This is a genomic window from Nocardia sp. NBC_00511 (assembly GCF_045161165.1).
In the GTDB taxonomy this organism is placed as follows: Bacteria; Actinomycetota; Actinomycetes; order Mycobacteriales; family Mycobacteriaceae; genus Nocardia.
This window is the reverse complement of the sequence record NZ_CP107849.1, coordinates 7,978,846-7,995,904: the sequence shown is the minus strand read 5'-3', so window position 1 is coordinate 7,995,904 and position 17,059 is coordinate 7,978,846. Positions and strand designations below refer to the sequence as shown.

16 protein-coding genes are annotated in these 17,059 nt (G+C 63.7%); 7 read left to right on the top strand and 9 right to left on the bottom strand.

What is annotated here, in order from left to right:
• Window positions 1-177 precede the first annotated feature (177 nt).
• Together OG300_RS37025 and OG300_RS37020 are read right to left on the bottom strand one after the other, a co-directional pair.
• Window positions 178-1,575: a lipase family protein gene (locus OG300_RS37025; protein ID WP_405489213.1), complete on the bottom strand. Its 1,398-nt coding sequence runs from the start codon at window positions 1,573-1,575 to the stop codon at window positions 178-180.
• A gap of 88 nt (window positions 1,576-1,663) precedes the next feature.
• The gene (locus OG300_RS37020; protein WP_405489211.1) at window positions 1,664-3,715 is read right to left on the bottom strand and encodes a CocE/NonD family hydrolase; all 2,052 of its coding nucleotides are present in this window, start codon (window positions 3,713-3,715) and stop codon (window positions 1,664-1,666) included.
• 381 nt (window positions 3,716-4,096) lie between these two features.
• On the opposite strand from OG300_RS37020, the gene OG300_RS37015 reads away from it, so the two are divergent.
• Entirely contained in the window at window positions 4,097-5,155 is a 1,059-nt protein-coding gene (locus OG300_RS37015; RefSeq protein WP_405489209.1) for an AraC family transcriptional regulator, read from the top strand.
• A 126-nt stretch (window positions 5,156-5,281) separates the two neighbouring features.
• Here the strand turns inward: OG300_RS37015 and OG300_RS37010 are convergent, their stop codons facing one another.
• Together OG300_RS37010 and OG300_RS37005 are read right to left on the bottom strand one after the other, a co-directional pair.
• Window positions 5,282-5,728, bottom strand: coding sequence for a DUF4189 domain-containing protein (locus tag OG300_RS37010; protein ID WP_405489207.1), 447 nt, complete (start codon window positions 5,726-5,728; stop codon window positions 5,282-5,284).
• An 85-nt stretch (window positions 5,729-5,813) separates the two neighbouring features.
• Complete coding sequence (locus OG300_RS37005) at window positions 5,814-6,167, bottom strand: VOC family protein (protein WP_405489205.1); 354 nt, start codon at window positions 6,165-6,167, stop codon at window positions 5,814-5,816.
• Window positions 6,168-6,300: 133 nt separating this feature from the next.
• On the opposite strand from OG300_RS37005, the gene OG300_RS37000 reads away from it, so the two are divergent.
• The 6 genes from OG300_RS37000 (at window position 6,301) to OG300_RS36975 (ending at window position 12,730) form a co-directional block, all read left to right on the top strand.
• Window positions 6,301-7,032 carry a hypothetical protein gene (locus tag OG300_RS37000; RefSeq protein ID WP_405489203.1) on the top strand — a complete coding sequence of 244 codons (732 nt, stop codon included), beginning with the start codon at window positions 6,301-6,303 and terminating at the stop codon, window positions 7,030-7,032.
• 388 nt (window positions 7,033-7,420) lie between these two features.
• The gene (locus OG300_RS36995) at window positions 7,421-8,302 is read left to right on the top strand and encodes a helix-turn-helix domain-containing protein (RefSeq protein WP_405489201.1); all 882 of its coding nucleotides are present in this window, start codon (window positions 7,421-7,423) and stop codon (window positions 8,300-8,302) included.
• Window positions 8,299-8,505 (top strand): DUF397 domain-containing protein, encoded by a 207-nt coding sequence (locus tag OG300_RS36990; RefSeq protein WP_405489199.1) that lies wholly within the window; start codon window positions 8,299-8,301, stop codon window positions 8,503-8,505. Before OG300_RS36995 ends, OG300_RS36990 begins: the two co-directional genes overlap by 4 nt.
• A gap of 194 nt (window positions 8,506-8,699) precedes the next feature.
• A complete protein-coding gene (locus OG300_RS36985) occupies window positions 8,700-9,902 on the top strand; it encodes a hypothetical protein (protein WP_405489197.1) in 1,203 nt (400 codons plus the stop codon).
• Window positions 9,903-9,913: 11 nt separating this feature from the next.
• Window positions 9,914-11,212 carry a hypothetical protein gene (locus tag OG300_RS36980; protein WP_405489195.1) on the top strand — a complete coding sequence of 433 codons (1,299 nt, stop codon included), beginning with the start codon at window positions 9,914-9,916 and terminating at the stop codon, window positions 11,210-11,212.
• A gap of 9 nt (window positions 11,213-11,221) precedes the next feature.
• A complete protein-coding gene (locus tag OG300_RS36975) occupies window positions 11,222-12,730 on the top strand; it encodes a serine/threonine-protein kinase (RefSeq protein ID WP_405489193.1) in 1,509 nt (502 codons plus the stop codon).
• A 36-nt stretch (window positions 12,731-12,766) separates the two neighbouring features.
• Here OG300_RS36975 and eccB read toward each other — a convergent pair whose 3' ends face one another.
• The 5 genes from eccB to OG300_RS36950 form a co-directional block, all read right to left on the bottom strand.
• Window positions 12,767-14,323 carry a type VII secretion protein EccB gene (eccB, locus tag OG300_RS36970; protein WP_405489191.1) on the bottom strand — a complete coding sequence of 519 codons (1,557 nt, stop codon included), beginning with the start codon at window positions 14,321-14,323 and terminating at the stop codon, window positions 12,767-12,769.
• A gap of 120 nt (window positions 14,324-14,443) precedes the next feature.
• The gene (locus tag OG300_RS36965; protein WP_405489189.1) at window positions 14,444-14,791 is read right to left on the bottom strand and encodes a hypothetical protein; all 348 of its coding nucleotides are present in this window, start codon (window positions 14,789-14,791) and stop codon (window positions 14,444-14,446) included.
• Between the two features lie 50 nt (window positions 14,792-14,841).
• Window positions 14,842-15,144, bottom strand: a complete 303-nt coding sequence (locus OG300_RS36960) for a WXG100 family type VII secretion target (RefSeq protein WP_405489187.1) — start codon at window positions 15,142-15,144, stop codon at window positions 14,842-14,844.
• Window positions 15,145-15,234: 90 nt separating this feature from the next.
• On the bottom strand, window positions 15,235-16,023 hold the full coding sequence (locus OG300_RS36955) for an ESX secretion-associated protein EspG (protein ID WP_405489185.1): 789 nt from the start codon (window positions 16,021-16,023) through the stop codon (window positions 15,235-15,237).
• Complete coding sequence (locus OG300_RS36950) at window positions 16,020-17,054, bottom strand: PPE domain-containing protein (RefSeq protein ID WP_405489183.1); 1,035 nt, start codon at window positions 17,052-17,054, stop codon at window positions 16,020-16,022. Before OG300_RS36950 ends, OG300_RS36955 begins: the two co-directional genes overlap by 4 nt.
• Window positions 17,055-17,059 lie beyond the last annotated feature (5 nt).

Below are 17,059 nucleotides of genomic sequence, written 5' to 3'. Positions count from 1 at the left end.
ATCTCCGACGATGCTCGGGTGACGCGCTATTGGCAGTTGGTGGCCGCAGTCAACGACTGGCCGCCGATGGCGGATATGGCTCCGGTGTTCCGTGGTTCAGCCAGGCCTTGCGCAGCCACAGGCAATCGACCCTCGGTCAATAAGCGACACTCATTGACCGAGGCGATCGACTGAAAGCTACTGCCCGAGAGCCTGACTCATCAGCACCCGCGCCAGTCCCTGTGCCACCTGCGGAATCTGCGAGGACCAGGACCCGTCTGTGAAGGTCGAGGGAACGGTGGCGGTGTGGCAGCCGGGTGGATTCGGCTGATCGGATGCCATCGCGCGGTCGAGCCAGGCGAAGGTGCCGCCGAGGCTGGCAAGGGCTTCGATGCTGTGATCGCTGATCACGTCCGGCATGTCGTCGCGAACGTAGCTGACCGACGCGCCGTCCGCGCAGTACCGCGCCACCAGGTTGTCGACCGCCGCGATCGGGCTCACCTCGTCATTGACCGCGTTCACCACGTACATCGGCGTTGTGGGCGTGGCGGTTCCACGGCTCCGCTCGGCGATGACGGCGTGGATGACCGGATCCGCCAGCACCTGATCCAGCGGGACCGTCAGCAGATCGGAGGTGGTGATGAAGAGGTTCTTCGCCACGGTGGTGTTGACGCAGGCACGTCCGGCATCCGCGAGGATGGCGCGTGCTCCCGGCTTCAGATAGCGGTCCAGAGCGGCGGAGAATTCCGGCGAGTCGTACATCAGTGAGGCGACGCCGACAGCGATCAGGCCGCCCGAGATCCGGCCGCTGACCGTGCGCATCGCCGCGGCGAGATCCGGGATCGGCGCACCGAGCACCGCTCCCACGACATTCAGTTCCGGCGCGTAGGACGGTTGCACCTCTGCGGCCCAACTGGTTCCGATGCCGCCGCCGGAGTATCCGGTGAGCGCGGTGCGGGTGGCGGCCCCTTCCAAGCCGAGCGGACTGAAGTTCTCAGCGGCCCGAATCCCGTCCAGCACCGTGTATCCCATGACACGCGGCGTGAGGAACCGATTGTCGATGCCGCCCGGATCCGGAATCGACACGGCCCAACCACGATCCAGCGCGATGGCGGCCTGCAACGCCTCACTCGGCGGCGGTGAGGCGGGGTCCCCGGCGGTCATCTCATAGGAGGGCATGCAGGAGCGCTGGATCGAGTCGTAGGCGGCCTGCACCGACAGCAGCGGGCGCGGTCCGGATTGACCGTCGGGAATCATCACCGTGGTGACCGCGGCGTACGGGTGCCCGTCGGAATCGGTGGTGCGGTACAGCAACTGCCAGGCGCTCACCGCCAGGGATACCGACGGGAGCGCGTCGGCACGCACCGGCCGGGAGGCGAGAATGGTTCCCGGCGTGGTCGATTCGTAACCGGCCGGTGGATCGTAGAAGGTATCGGCCGAACCCGACTGTGCCGCAACAGGTTCTGGATCGGCGGACGCTGCCGGAAAGCCGACCACCCCCAACGCTCCGGCCAGCACCAGCGCCCCGGAGAGCGCCGACAAACGTACGAGGGACGAGACAGGAAGCCGCGTGTCGGCGGCGTGGTTATTCGTCATTGTTCTTCCAGGTGTTTCGAGCACGGGCGGGCCCCCGGCGCCGCGCATCCCCCATGCGATGCGCGGTGCCGGGGAGATTTCCTGGGGTCTACTCCGGGATGTCGGCGCTCAGCGGAATGTTCACCCAGCTGGGCTCGGCCGGATCCAGGCGCAGATGCTGTGGCGCCAGCTTGCTGTCGATCAGAATCGGCATGGGCGGCAACCCCTTCGGGAAGTTGCTGGCGTACACGTCGACCCGCAGTCGATGCCCGGGTTGCAGCACCGCGTCGGTCGGATCGACCGCGATGTCGAGTACCAGCGGCTGGCCGGGCGTCACGGTCTGCCGCTTGTCGATGTCGAGGTCGTAGACGGGTCTGGTGTAGTCACCGTCGGCCGATTTCGTGCTCCTGGATTCGTCGATCTGACGCAACGAGGCCACCAGCTGACCCGAGCTGATCTCACGCGAACGACCGTCCGGCGACACATCATTGACGGTGACGACCCAGTACCCGTCGGGCTGGTCGAGCACGGTGTTGAGGTGCGCGTTGATCGCGCCGGAGATGGTCGTCGCCTGCGTGACCGGGCTGCTGGTGAAGCTGAGCCCGTTGTTCTCCCAGATCCGCGAATCGTCACCGCACGCCATGATGATCGACGGGACGCCCGCCAGAATGCGCGAGGTGTCGCGGGAGCAGACGCTGAGCACGCTCGGCGCGACCGTCAGATCGTTCACGCCACCCTGCTGCGGCGTGCTCGAAAGTCCGCCGTCATAAAGGGAATTCGCGGTACCGGAGCGCTGATCGCTCAAATACATGCGGCGGTAGTCACTTTCGACCTGCGGGTAGCTGTCCGCGGAGATCCACCCGCCGCCCTGCTGCATCATCGTGACCGGGCTGTAGTGGTCGATCCCGTTGTCGATTCCCTTGAGCCACTTGTCGAACCACGCGCGCTGCATGACATCCAGGCGCGGCGGCATCCCGGGATCACCGAATCCCTTGACGCCCGCGCCCGCGTGGAAGCCCTCGCCGACGACGAGCTTCTTGCGGTCCGCGGTCTGCGGCATCGCCCGGTAGGTGTCGGTGGGTGTGCTGCCGAACAGGTCCCACCAGCCGCTGACCATGAAGCTCGGGGCGGTGACGTTCTGACTGTCGGCCTTGAAACCCTTGCGCAGGTCGGAGTCCGGGTCGAGGAGGTCATGAGTGCCCGGGGTGAGCTGTCCGGTGTTCATCGCGGTGTAGGCGTTGGCGACGACGTCGATCATCGTCAACGGATCGGCGAGCCTGTCCTGCAACCATTTCAGCTGCTGCGCGGGGTCGAACTTGCCCGCGATGACGGACTCCACATCGGGGGCGAATTTGGCCAGGTTCACCACCATCGGCCAGAAGGCGGCGAAGCCGAATCCGACCGCGCCGCCGGGGGCCACGATGTCGTCGACCAGGTCGCCGCTGCCGATGTAGGTGAACACCGCCTTGATCGCCGGGTTCCCGTGGTCGGCGGAGCGCAGGGCCGCGATGCCGGTCGCGGAGGTGCCCTTCACCGCGACGCTGCCATCGCTCCACGGCTGCTTGGTGATCCAGTCGATCACCTCCGAGGCGTCCTGCCGTTCCTTGTCCCCGAACATCTGCCACTTGCCCTGTGACGTCCCGGTGCCGCGGATGTCCACGTGCACCATGTTGTATCCGGCTTTGACCAGGTCATAGTTGTGCAGGAAGGTTTGCAGCGCTCCCGAGCGCAGTTGCTGGGTCAGATCGGTGATCCCTTCGAGCCCGGATCCGGCGGGCGCGCCGATGGATCCGATCCACGGCAGCAGCACGTTCTCCACGCCGGGCACCTGCAACAGCACCGAGGCCAGGTTGATCGCGATCTTGCTGTAGGTCTCGAACTCCACGATCGTCGGCAGCTTGGCGTCGATCGGTGCGCCGGTGTTCCCGGGCCGGGTGACGTCGAGCTTGATCACCGTCCCGTCGCTCATCGTCACTGGCTCGGCCAGATCCGGGAAGATCTGCGCGTACGGTTGCGGCCCGTCGACCGCCGCGGTCCAGCCGGCGGCGTACGGCCCGCCGTCGATCCCGGTGAATTCCGGATCCGCCGCGGCGACCGGACGGACGAACAGGGCCACGGCGGCGAAGCCGACGAGCACCACGATCGCTTTCCGAGCGAACAATCTTGCCCCCACCCTCGATTTCATATCGCTCCACATTCATTCGGGGATTCCGAAACATCCACGTTTTTCAGAGTTGGGATGTATCAACCGATTACGAGTTACCGGCGGGTAGGGACTGTAATGCGGACCACATCGGCGCGGCAACCGCCATGTCGTTCACGAGTTCCGAGAAGTCCCAGTTCAGGGCGATCTTCGTGCCGTTTTATCCGACAGCGACAATATTTTTCGGTGCGGCGGCGCCGGAATCTAAGGACGCTTTTTCGAGTTATCGGAAATTTCCCTGGATATTGCGGCCGATCAGCGATCTGCATTACCGTCTTTACTCGCGAGCAGCCAAATCGAGGTGCTTCGACCACCCCACCGCGAAAGGTGATCCGACACATGGTGACCACGGCACGAGCCGCCAGCCTGCGGGACTATCCGGCCTTGGTCGACGAGTTGGGCGGCAATGGCGCGGCCCTGCTCGGCCGTTTCGGCATCACCCCGGACGCCGTCGGCAACGACGACGCGATCATCCCCGCGGAGTCGATCGGCTGGGCGCTCGAAGCCGCTGCGACCGAGCTGGATTGCCCGGACTTCGGCCTCCGGCTGGCCGCGCGGCAGGAGATCGACGTGCTGGGGCCACTGGCGGTCGCCGTGGCCAATGCCGCCACCGTCAGCGACGCGCTCGAGCTCGCTTCACGCTTCCTGTTCACCCACAACAGCGGTATCTCGATCGGCCTGGTCGACGATCCGGAAGGCCAGTCGGCGACGATCGGCCTCGAATACCGGGACACCGCCGCCGCGACGGGCTTCGCACAGGGAGTAGGACTGTCCTCCGGCACGATTCACCGGGCGCTGTGCCGGATAGCGGGAGACGACTACGGCCTGCGCTCTGTCCACCTGCCGCATCCGCCGGTCGCGCCGGAGTCGCTCTACACCGAATACTTCGGCGCACCAGTGGTTTTCAACGCGTCATACACCGTATTCCGGCTCCCCGACGACCTTCCCACCCGCCCGATCACCGGCAGCAACCAGACCTTGCGCACCATGTCCATCGACTACCTGACCAAGAACTTCTCCGACCTCGACCACACCATGAGCGCCCGCGTCCGGGTAGCGATCGAGCAACTGATCACCACGGCCAAGCCCGACATCCGCACCGTCGCAAAGACATTGATCATGCACGAGCGCACCCTGCAACGCGCCCTGGCGGCCGAGGGCACCACCTTCAACGAGGTTCTCGACATCACCCGCCGCGACACCGTCTACCGGCTGCTGTGCGAAACCGATCTCCCGATGAGCCAGATCACCACGCTGGCCGGACTGCGCGAACAGTCGGCGTTGACCCGTGTGGTGCGCCGATGGTTCGGCAGCACCCCGCAGCAGATCCGCAGTTCCGCTCGGGCGCAACATGGTTCGCCATCCGGCCTGCGAATCCAGCCGGTCGCACGCGACTAGCCACGGCGAGGTGGATATCGGGTTTCTCTTGGGGAATCGGTCCGGAATCAGCTACGCCCCAACCGAATTGTCGGTTGGGGCGTAGTCGAGTTCCGTGCCGCTGCTACTGTGCGGCGGCGCTCCGGATCACACGTTGGCGGTGCAGATCACGTCGCTGACGGCCGTCGCCGACAGGTCCGAGGAACCGACATTGGCCAGCATCGCCCGCGGATACAGGCGAGCGAGGCTGTCGTAGGCGGCGTGCAGCGCGCTCGCCCGATCGGGGCCCGAACCCGTGCCCACCGCGACCTGATCCCCGTCGTCGTTGCGGTACACGAGCGCACCGCAGCCGTTGGTCCAGGTCAGCAGAATCCGGCAGTCGGAGGCGCCGTTGTAAGCGCAGTTGTCCAACGCCTCGTCGATCGCCCCGGTGCGGCTGAACGCGTCGACACTGCTGCCGTAGCTCCAGTTCTCGTGACTGAACGCGATCGCCCCGTGCAGTCCGGCCGCGTCGGCCGTCCCGGCACCGATCGCCGACCCTCCCGCAAGAACCGCCGCCGCGATCGCGAAAACGGCCTTACCCATGAACTTCATCAAGCACTTTTCCTTTGAAACCAGGTACGAACACAAACCCGACGAATCATGGCCGATAGCTGGCAGATTGGCCGAATTTGGCCGGTCAGTAGTACTGCACCAGGCAGAACTCATGACCTTCGGGATCTGCCATCACCACGACCACACCCTGCTCGTAGTCGTGCCGCTCATCAGTGGACCGACCGCCGAGCGCGACGACCTGAGCGATCCCTTCGTCGATGTCGTCGACCGCGACGTCGAGGTGGAGCCGGATCTTCCCGCGTTTCGACTCGGGCACGGGCTGGAATACCAGGCGAGGCTGCTGATCACCCGCGTGGCCGAGGTACACCCAACCGGGTCGAGACGGCCCCCGCTCACGGTCCAACAGCGCACTCCAGAACGTCGCGACCAGTTCCACGTCCACACAATCGACTGTGACTCCAACCCAGCGGTTTCCCATTCCGGAAGTATCGTGGCATCGGCCGGTGGGCGAGGGCTGGTGAACGTCAGCCGATTCAGCGCAGGGTGGACGCCGCCGAGGCCGCTCGGGTCACCGATCTCGAGGTCGGCGGGTATCCGATCTGCTTGCGTTCGTGCTCGATTCGAGCCGTGATCGCTCGGACCGTCCGGCCTGCGCCGGTGTGAGCATGCGACCGGGCAGGTTGGCCACTGCCGCCGAGTCCGGCGGCGAGAAGCAGTACGAGCAGAACTCCCACGGTGAGACCCGCAAGGAAGGGCATCAAGATGAACATGAAACTGTCTCCTTATCGGTGAAAGATCGTGCGGAGCAGTCAATTCCCGCATCGATGGACATCAGGTTCGGCAAGGCGAAGCAAGGTGGGTGGCTGTCGCAGCGCCGGTTGCAAGGCGAGTTGAATTGCACGGGCGAGTGTTTCGAGCGGGCACAGGTTGCGGTGCGGGCGCTGAAACCAATCCGGGTAACGGCCGTCGATGTGGTCGAGGACGGGCACCAGGAGAGTCATCCCGGGTGGCAGTGGTGTGCATCCGGCGCGGTCCAGGAAGTCGTGGTGGATATCGTCGTCCTCGCCATGTGCCGCGATGGCGATCCGCCCGCACCGATAGTCGTTGATTATCGGCGTGACGAGTCGACCCCGAAGCAGTTCACTGAGGGCGTGCGGCACGAGGATGGCGCTGACATCTTCGGTCTCGACGACTACTCGCGCTCCGGAAACCTTGCACGGCAAGCCATCCCAGCGGTAGACACGGGCAAGGTTTGCAGCCTGTTCGGCGCTCAGGTGCGTGGCACACAGGCATTGTCCGCCCGGGTCCAAGTTCGGAGTCATGGCTGGGAGTCGCCGGATTGACTGGCGGCCGACAACGTTTCGAGGTGGGCGCCAGCGCTGATCTTCCGCGGACACGGCGGCTCGCACGGCGCGTGAATCGCGAGAATCCCTTCGAGACGTCGACGGGTGATGGGAAAGATGAAGCTCTCGGTGCAGCGGTCGTTGATCCAGGATTGAGGCGTCTGACCGGTCTGATTCGGACTCGTCATCGAGGTCTCCGTGTAGTAGGGGCCATCAGGTCCGACAAGCACACGACCGATGCTCCACAGCGGGAACCTAAAACCGGGAATTCCCTCTTCTTGCACTGATTTTCAGGATATTTCCCGCTGGCGATGGGACAATTTTCCCGATCCGGGAACCGTATCTACTTCGGGGCGGGAACGAGGACTGCCCCAGAACGGGAAATCCGATGTCCGATACCGAAAGCACGTTGACTCGTCGCCAGCTGGGCCGCTACCTCAAAGCTGCCCGCGAGGAGGCAGGGCTGACGTTGACCGAGGCTGGTAGAGAGATGGACTGGAGCAAGAGTCGTCTCCAGCGCCACGAGGCCGGTGAGGTTGCCAAGATCCGCAGACCTGATCTGGAACTGCTGATCTCCATCTATCGCATCGACGAGCGACAAGCGTCATACCTGCGGGGCCTGGCAGATCAGGCCCCGGAGAAGTCCTGGTGGCACGAGTTCGGTCATGTTCTCCCAGAAGACTTCCGGGTCTACGTCGACATGGAGTCCGCCGCCCGGGTGATCACCACCTACCAACCGGACCTGGTGCCCGGGCTACTGCAGACCCGACCTTATGCACGAATGCTCGCCCACACCGCGCATCCCGACGAAGGCGAGTCGATGCTCGATGGGCGGCTCGAGCTGAGGGCACGGAGGCAGCGCCGAATCACGCACAACCGCAGGCCACCTCAGCTCAACATGCTCGTCGCCGAAACTGTGTTGCGCCGCCGGATCGGCGGCGACAAGATTATGGCTGATCAACTCAAACATCTTGCCGACACAAGCACTTTGGACAATGTCACGCTGAGAGTCCTTCCCTTCTCCGCAGGAATGCCAACCGGTGACCAGATCGGGGCATTCGTCGTCATCGACTTCGAGCTGGACGGGCGTGGTCAACCCGCCGCGCCCACCACGGTGTACTGCGAGGGCTACTCGAGCGACATGTACTCGGAGAAGCCGGACGTCGTCGAGCGCTACCTGACGGCATACCGAGATCTCCAGCGGGCCGCGTTGGACGAGGGCAGCAGCAGGAAGCTGGTGCGCGATATTGCAAAGGAGTACACCGCGTGAACCCTGAACTAACCGATGCTTATTGGTTCAAGAGCACCAGGAGTGGCGGGAGCAAGGAGTGCGTCGAGGTGGCGTTCCTCGGTAGTGGGAACGTCGGGGTGCGCGACTCCAAGGATCCGAGTGGTCCCGCTCAGGTATTCGCACCCCGCTCCTGGGATGACTTCATCGCGGGCGTACGAGCTGGGGAGTTCGATCGCCTCTGAGCGACGCACCCGAAACCGGCTGCTAGCTGTGAGAAGTCACGCAGCGGATTGACACGGTGGGCCGGGACCCCGGGCCGCCCAGTACACTCTGCACACCAGAAGCAAGGTGTCACTGGTAGGTCGGTTTCGTCGGGGGGATGTTCGGTATGCGTTATGGCTATGGCCGACTACGATCGGCCCGTGCCCGAGTACGCGTGGCCGCGGCTGTGGTGCTGGCGGTCTCGGTCTTCGCTAGCGCGGGGTGCGGGTCGGAATCGCATGCGGGCGATCAGAAGACGGTTGACCTGAGCAAGCTGGACGTGGGGGCCTACGCGACCCAGCCGAAGGACATTCAGGCGAAAGACCCGGCGAGCTGGGCTAAGTACCTTGAGGCCTTCCGACTCGCGAGTGTCATGCCGCTCGCGCAGGACGTCGACCCGACGCTGACCGTCAACGTCCCCGACGTGAACCCGTTCATCAACAGCGATGACTTCATCGCAGACCAGCTGGCAGGCAATAAGGCTGCCTTCGGTTGGCTCAATATGACCGAGTTCGATGCCAACACACCGGGGCTCGTAGCGGGCTTCCAAACCGGTGCCGAGTCGAACGAAGACTCGAACATCTCGATCGAGCTCAAAAACGCCGTCATGCTCTTCGACAGCGATACTTCCGCAACCGCTGCCGCAACCGCTCTGGCTCGCAGCGGCTTCGGGAAACCCGAGGGAACCGAACCAGCGCATTCGACCCAGTATCCGAATGCACAGATCGTATGGAAGCCCCAGTACCAGGCTTTGGCGTCGTGGTACCCCACCGGCAGGTACGTCATCCTCGCGCTGGCAATAAACCATGAGAACAGTGCGCTCGGCGAATCAGATCAATCTGGCCTGATCAGCCTGACCGACAAGGCGATATCGGTCACCTCGGATCGATTGAAGGCATTTCAGCCAACACCCAAGGACAAGCTCGCCGATCTCCCTGCAGATCCACAGAAGATGCTCCGGATGACCCTGCGCCACCCAGCTGGAGACCAGTTGGCCTTCTTTTTCCCGGGAACGCTCGACGCACACGGTGCCGTGCTCACGGCCGGCTACCCGAACGACAACAAGACCCTCTTTGACCAAACAGGCGTCGACTTCGTCAGTTACGGTGCGGGCCGGGTGATTCGGACCCGGGATACCTCGGCGGCCGAGACTTTCATAGCCACCGTATCCAGCGCTAAGTTCCAACACCCTATCGATCCCCCGCCCGGATTGCCCGACGCGCGCTGCGTTGAGTACCACGGCCCGCAGAACTTCGACTATCCGTTCCATTGCTATGCCGCATATGGCCGATACGCGGCCGAGATCGGGTCCACTCAGAAACAGGATGTGTACCAACGGATCTCGGCCCAGTACTCCATACTCGCGAATAGCAGATAGGAACTGTTCAGATGATCTTCGACTCTCGCAGTATCAGCTGCAGAACCGCGCTCGGTGTACTGACACTTTCCATAACCACTGCTGTGCTCACAGGGTGCGGGGCGGTCTCCGGCAACCCAGTGCCCGGCGAAATCGACATTCGAAAGCTTTCGGTCGGCACGTACCCGATCGAACCGCTTGATTCGCGATTCTCGTACTCCCACACAATTTCCGGGGGTTTGGAACTGGCGACCGGCCGCATCGATGATGCCGTCGTGTCCGGACCTGATGTCGATCCGAGCATCACCCACGGTGTTCTCTCCGTCAACCTGCAGATTCCCGAAGGCCTCGGCCTGGTTCTCTCCAGCGTCGCCAAACCCGTGGCCGAGAGCAACAATATGTTGTTCGGGTCATCTGCTTCTGCCAGCACCAAACCCCTCTCCAACGTCAGAGCCGCGAACATCGGCGAAGTCTATGCACCCTTCGGCCCGTACACGCCCGATCCGAGCGCTACCTCTTTCAACGTCACTGTGCTGCAGTTCCCCGATGAACAGCGGGCCGGAGCCGCAGCCGAGCAGATGGAGGCCGCAGATTTCAACGTCGCGGCCGACCAGAACCAGCGCGTCACCATCGACAGCCATCCCGATGCCAAAGCCCACTGGCGACCGGGTATCCCGTCGATGGGGACGACCATTGCCCACGGCCACTACGTCGTCAGCATTTTTGTCCAGCAACCGAATCCCGAACTCGCCGGGCTGAAGAGCTTGACCGAAAAGATCTTGGCAGTGCAGCTCCCCCTTTTGGAGAAGCTCAAGCCCCTTTCGCGTCGCGACATGCTCCGACTGGACTACGACCCGCAAGGGATGATGCGCCGAACGCTGCACCCCGAAAAGGGCGCACTACCCCACTCCGAAAGCGAAATAACCCGGACACCACGTGGTTTTCTCCACAATGTCGACGATCAGTCCACATGGAAGAAGCTCCTCGAGGACAACGGAGTAGACAGCACAGCCACTGCGCTCGATGGCGGCCTGCTGCTCCGCGCCCGCGACTCCAACGCCGCCACCGCCTTGTGGACTGGAATTACCAGTGCTACAACCGCTCCCGCCGATAAGCAGGCAGATGTTCCTGACACCGTCTGCACAGAAACCAGCAATACCGTAAAACCCTATCGCTTCGATCAAGAGGATGCGTGGGACCACTCGGACCGCTTCATCTGCACTCTTCATTACGATCGTTACGTCGCGCGTGTCGCGGGAACACAACTGGCTGACGTCACCCAACGCGCGGCCGCGCAGTATGCCCTGCTGGTCAACAGTCAGTACATGTGAGGAATCGGGATGAACATCGGACCCGGCACCATCGTCCGTGGGTACCGCATCGAACGCGTACTCGGCGCGGGGGGCATGGGCACCGTTTATTTGGCCCGGCATCCGGAGTTGCCCCGGTGGGACGCGCTCAAGGTTCTCAGCCCACAGTTCAGTCGTGATGCCGAATACCGGGCAAGGTTCGAACGCGAGGCGAATCTCGCTGCTGCCCTGGATCATCCGAACATCGTGTCGATCTACAACCGCGGAGAGGACGACGGTCAACTGTGGATCGCGATGCAGTATGTGAACGGCATCGACGCAGCCGCAGAGGCCGAACGCAACCCACGGTCAATCACACCGTGGCGCGCGCTTCACATTGTCAGTGAGGTCGGCCGGGGCCTCGACCACGCGCACCGCAGGGGTCTGCTCCATCGTGACGTGAAGCCTGCTAATTTCCTGCTGTCCATGGGCGACAACGGAGAAGAACGAGTGCTGCTCACCGACTTCGGCGTCGCGAAGTCCACCGAGGATGCCAACGAACTGACGCAGGCCGGCGGCTTCGTGGCCACTATCGCCTACGCTTCACCCGAGCAGTTGAGTGGAGACAGGCTGGATCACCGCGCCGACATCTACAGCCTCGCCTGCTCGTTCTATCGTCTATTGACCGGTCAAAACCCTTATCCGGGAACACAACCGGCGGTGGTGATGATGGGTCACCTGAACGATCCGCCGCCTCGTGTCACCGTGATAGATCCCGCAATACCCGCAGCTGTCGACGACGTTATCGCCGTCGCGATGGCCAAGAACCCCGCCGATCGCTTCGAGACCTGCCACGAATTCACCACGGCGTTGAAATCCGCTCTGGAGTACGGGGTTTCCGGCCTGTCCATGACGACCGTGCCGCACAACCGACCAGTCAGCACTCGCGCACCACAATCTGCCGTCGCGACACCAGCGAAAGCTTCTGCACGCAAGCGCATCTGGCTGGTCGGCGCGGTAGGTGCGACAGTCGTCGCGCTGGCGGCGGGAGCCGGTATCTGGGCGGCACAGCACGGCACTTCGGCGTCCGCGTCAGGCAGCGCCATGGCAGATGCTCGCGCACAGAACCCTGCATTCATCGGGAAATCGATTGTGGTCATGGATGTCTCGGGTAAGAGCGGGGAATACTCCGCTAACCTGGATATTCAGCTCAAACCAGGCCAACAGTCGAAGTTCTTGGAAGATCTAGGGTTCAGCTACAACCCCAATTTCCTGCAGGAGGGTAATGAGCCGAATCCTCGCCCCGTCTCGCAAGATTCCAGCGCGCAGTACTCTGCCTTGTCCGTGCTGAATTCCGGCTATGTGCTGGCCGTACGCAGCGACAGCAGCGCCGGCGGAGGCGGTCTGGTGAATCTCCCCGTTGCCATCACCTCGACCAGAGCCACGGTCCTCGTACTCGATGATCCGACCGCCGTCACCGCAATCCGGCAGTGGTCCGACAGCTCCCAGCAGGTCCTGCTGGACAAGCTGCTTCCGATCCTGCACAAGAGCGTCAAATAGGATCTGGCGCGAGATCAGCGATCCCGCGCCAGGCTCTCAGCCGACCGGCAGCGAATCCCACTTCTTCGCAGCATCCTCAACCGACAGGGTGGGGCCAGGGACCAGCGCCCCGATGATCCTCCAGGGGGCCAGGTGTGGTTGGGAGTCCAGCCCGAGGATCTGTGCTGTCTTGATATCCGGGATGCCGTACCGAATTCCGTTGTCAGCGATGTAGTACAGGCTGTCCAGCTCACCAGTGCCCGGCTTATTGCCAGTGGATTGCACGAACTCTCCGGTGGCGGGTGGCACATAGACCTGATCAACTCGGTCGAGGCTGTTCACGTCTGCGGTAGCCAGCTGGACCGGTACCTGCGAATCACTCAGCGGCAGACGCGTACCGACCAGCAGCTGAACCTTCGACCAGTCCGACAGACTCTCGGTGGAATCGAGCTGGCTCTTGCCGTAACCGTTGTTCTTCGCCCAAGTCACGCAGGAAACCGGGTCCTCAGCGGCCGAAACGATCCTCGGTGTGACGCTTGGGAAGTCGTCGATCGGCAGACCCTTGTTGGCCGGGATCGGATCGTAGGCGTGCTTCTGCGGAAGTCCCGCGATCATGTCGGGCGTCACGGACACGATGTCGTCCATTTTCACAGAGTTCACAGCCCTGATGAACTGAGCGGTGAAAGGGGAGACGCGCTGAATCCCGTCAGCCAGTACGACATACAGATTCGACCCACCGGATCCGTCCAGTGCCGCGACCTTGATGACGCCGCCTACCTTGACGCTTTTCAGCCCGTCCGGGCCGTCATCACCAGCGTGCGCGATCTCCGGGGCGATCAACATCGGCACCCGCACCGCGCCTTGCATCAACTTCGATGAGACAGGCCGAGTGGAGGAAAGATTGATTACCTGCGTCAGAGCCTTCTGAGTCGTTGCGTCCGAGCTGATGTCGGCGATCTTGCCCTCGTAGATAAGTGAGGTGTGATCCTGATTCTTGTCGTCGGTCCACTTGGCCAGAACGGCAGTGCCCGCATCAGCCGATTTGATGTGGTCGTCGAGTTGCAGTGTTCCCGCGACGACCGTGGTCACGGCCTTGGATGACGATTCCGACCCACCGGAAGCGGACAGCAGCACCCTGTCACAAAGGGTCCATTGAGAATGCTCGCCCTGCCCACTGCCGGGCAAAGCCGCAGGCACACCGGGGATTCCGATCATCGGACCACGCGGAACGGAGCCGAGCTTGCTGTCTTTGACCGAGGTCGGCTTCTCACTGGTGCCCGAAAGCAGCCGAGCCGACGCAAGGTTCAGCGTCGGGTACAGAACCATCTTGTTCTTGTCGTTCTTGTCTCGGACCACGGTATACAGGGCACCGCTGTCCTTGCCCATCACGATATTCGCGTTGCCGATGGAGCCTTGCGGCTTGATGAAGGCCATGATGGTCGCGCCCGCGACAACGAGCAGGGCGAGAATCGCCCCGGTAATAAGCGATCGGGACTGGGCCCGCATCGGATCGTGGAGCATTCGCACATCGCGCCGGACCAACGCATGGTCCAGACGACGGAGCAGAAAGCGATACCCATTGACCTGGGCACGGGTGGTCAATTGGGCTGGCACTAACCAAATCCTCCATCGATCCGGGAACGACAGGCACGTAGACTACGCGGCTGCGGCTTACGACAGCGCACCCCTCTCAACAGAGGCGTGCGCTGTCGTAGGCGGTACTGACGTCACTCGTCAGGCGAAAGACCCGCCGACCTTCGAGTCTGCGGCAAGCGCGTCATTCAGAGCAGTCTCAACTGCGGTAGCAACAGCATCCAAAGTCTGCAGGCACTTGTCCTGGTAAGCGGTGTCCCACTTCGTCTTCGCGGCCGCCACATCCGTCAGCGCGCCATTCTCGACACCGCTGTTGGGATCCGTCCAGGCCTGCTTCAACTTCTGGTACGCCTGGCCGAGCTCACTGCCCGAGTCGTTCGACCCATCGCCAGCGAGCGAGACCAGATCGCTGTGGTACTGCCGCAGCTCTTGGATGAGGGTGGTCATCTTGGCCTTGTCATAGACCATATTGCCGTCGTTAGCAACCATTTTCTTTTCCTTTGTGAGTACTGAAGGTTCGATTACAGATTTGGCCGGTATTACCCGAGGTTCGTGAGGGCAGTGTGGAAGGCCTGCTCGTTGGAGGCGTCCGTCGAGCTGAAGACGTCAGTTCCCGCGCCGACCTTGTCCTGGAACTCGGTGAGAGCCCGGTTCAGTTCCTGGGCCTCGTCATCCCACCGCACCGCCGCAGACTGGAACGCGCCCGCAGCGGTACCCTGGAAACCACCCTTGGAGTGGTCCACGGTGTCGGTGATCTGCTGCAGCACACCCTTGATCGAGGCGACTACGTCGGCCATGTGGCTCTGCGCTTGCTTCGCGAGTCCCGATTCATTTGCAACCATCGTCTGTACCTTGCCTTTTCATCTCTCAGATAGGCGATGCGCTGCGCATCACCGTTTCGGGTTGATCAGCCGCCATGAGTCACTGGTGACTCACGCCAGCCACCTCCCCCCAGGCAGCGAGTCGATCAACGTCGTGATCGACTGCGCGACACGGTGATCACTGCCCGGTGTCAGCGTGGACCAGAGTTGCTGGTCCGGGGCGACCCCCGGTGCGGCCACTAGGCGGCCTCGTGCGGTGTCGTAGACCGCGACGGCTCCGGGTGATCGGTCTGTGAGGCCGTCCGCGTAGGCGTAGGCCACGATTTCGGCGTAGGCGCGCGTCGAGGAGAGCGCGAGGCCGTAGTTGGTGGCGTCGGTGTCGGGGACGCCCAGGTTGTAGACGACGTTGGTGTAGTCGCCGGAAGTTGTTGCGGTGTCCAGGCGTTCGGCCAGGTCCACCGATTCGGCGCTGAAAGCGGCCAGGTCGGCGGGTGGGCAGGGGCCGAGGGCGTCGAGGAGGGGGCGGGTGAGGGAGTCGCCGGAACCGTCGGACCACAGGGGGTGGATGTCGAGGGTGTCACCGCGGCGGATGGCTACGGCGTGGTCGTCGGCGCGGCGGACTACGCAGACTCGGATGGGGCCGTCGGCGGTGTGGGCGCGCATGGCCAGTTCGCGGTCGGGCTGGGCCAGGGCGAAAAGGGCTGCGGCGGTGTCGGTGTCGACGTCGCCGTGCGGGTCGAGCACGCGCTGGGCGCGCAGTTCGGCACGGGCCCGCTGCTGAGCCTGCTCCCATTCGGCGTACGTGTCCTGCTGCGGGCCGACGGACAGGACCAGCGGCAGGGTCTGCACACCGAGGTATCCGGCGAGCACGATCACGCTGTCGTTGGTGAGCGTCGTCATGACGCCGCCTCGGTCCGAGCACCCGAATCGCCAGCACCGGAGGCACTTTCGGAACCAGTGCTGCCAGCGTTGAAGGCGATGTCCACGGGCGGTCGCTGCGCGGCGGGGTCGAGTCCACCGAGTACGGCGGGCGCGACCTGCATACCGGAGTTGAGTCCGAGCTCGGAGTCGCCGGCGGGCGCGCCGATCAGTCCGGCGCGAGCGGTGTGCTCCTCATCCTGACCCTGCACCGAGCTACCCATGGCGGCGGGGGCCATGGACGTACCACTCGTCTCGACCGTAACCGGCTGCGACACAACGCGTTGCGTGGTCGATTCGCTGGCCTGGACCGTGGTCACCGGCATCCGGACGAACGGCATCGGCGGCAGATTCAGTTCGCCGATGGACAGGGTCGGCATGGACCCGGACAGCGTGGTCGGCGTTTCCTCCGGGACCGCGGTGGGCGCGGCCTGGTCGGTGGGCTGTGATGCGGTGGTCAACTGCGGCGGGGCCTCGTGTTCCCACGGCTTGGCCAGGTTCTCGGTGGCGGCCTCGTAGGTTCGCATGACCCGGGCCGCAGCGGCTTTCGCCGCATCGGCGTCGGCATCCGCACCCGCGAGCCCACCCAGCAGCGGCAGCCCGGCGGCGAGGCCGAGCTGTCCCATCAGCTGCTGTACATCCTTGATCCGCTCGACCTCGTCGACATCCGGCATCGTCAGACGCGCGAGTTCGTATGCGGCCGCGTGGGTTTCGGCCTGACCGGCGTTACCGGCAGCGGCGGCCGCGGAGTCCCCGAGCCAGTTGCGCAGCGCCTTGATCCGCTCGATGAACGGTCCGCTGTTCTTGGATTCCCAAGCGCTGTCGAGGACTACGAGGATGCGCTCGTACTCGATGGCGGCGGCGGCGAAGCCCGCGCTCAGCCGAGCCCATGCGAGGCCCGCTTCGGCGGCGGGCACCGCACCGGCGCCCGTCACCAATTCGCGGGCCAGCTGCTCGGGCGGCCTGGATTCCCAGACCGTCTCGGTGAAGCCGGGTGTCGTCGGTTCCAGCATCGAGG

What these genes read in the sequence shown, in the direction of transcription:
- OG300_RS36960 (WP_405489187.1), bottom strand. Translation starts at nt 15,144, where the DNA reads ATGGTTGCAAATGAATCGGGACTCGCGAAGCAAGCGCAGAGCCACATG.
- OG300_RS37010 (WP_405489207.1), bottom strand. Translation starts at nt 5,728, where the DNA reads ATGAAGTTCATGGGTAAGGCCGTTTTCGCGATCGCGGCGGCGGTTCTT.
- OG300_RS36995 (WP_405489201.1), top strand. Translation starts at nt 7,421, where the DNA reads ATGTCCGATACCGAAAGCACGTTGACTCGTCGCCAGCTGGGCCGCTAC.
- OG300_RS36965 (WP_405489189.1), bottom strand. Translation starts at nt 14,791, where the DNA reads ATGGTTGCTAACGACGGCAATATGGTCTATGACAAGGCCAAGATGACC.
- OG300_RS36955 (WP_405489185.1), bottom strand. Translation starts at nt 16,023, where the DNA reads ATGACGACGCTCACCAACGACAGCGTGATCGTGCTCGCCGGATACCTC.
- OG300_RS36975 (WP_405489193.1), top strand. Translation starts at nt 11,222, where the DNA reads ATGAACATCGGACCCGGCACCATCGTCCGTGGGTACCGCATCGAACGC.
- OG300_RS36980 (WP_405489195.1), top strand. Translation starts at nt 9,914, where the DNA reads ATGATCTTCGACTCTCGCAGTATCAGCTGCAGAACCGCGCTCGGTGTA.
- OG300_RS37025 (WP_405489213.1), bottom strand. Translation starts at nt 1,575, where the DNA reads ATGACGAATAACCACGCCGCCGACACGCGGCTTCCTGTCTCGTCCCTC.
- OG300_RS36950 (WP_405489183.1), bottom strand. Translation starts at nt 17,054, where the DNA reads ATGCTGGAACCGACGACACCCGGCTTCACCGAGACGGTCTGGGAATCC.
- OG300_RS37005 (WP_405489205.1), bottom strand. Translation starts at nt 6,167, where the DNA reads ATGGGAAACCGCTGGGTTGGAGTCACAGTCGATTGTGTGGACGTGGAA.
- OG300_RS37015 (WP_405489209.1), top strand. Translation starts at nt 4,097, where the DNA reads ATGGTGACCACGGCACGAGCCGCCAGCCTGCGGGACTATCCGGCCTTG.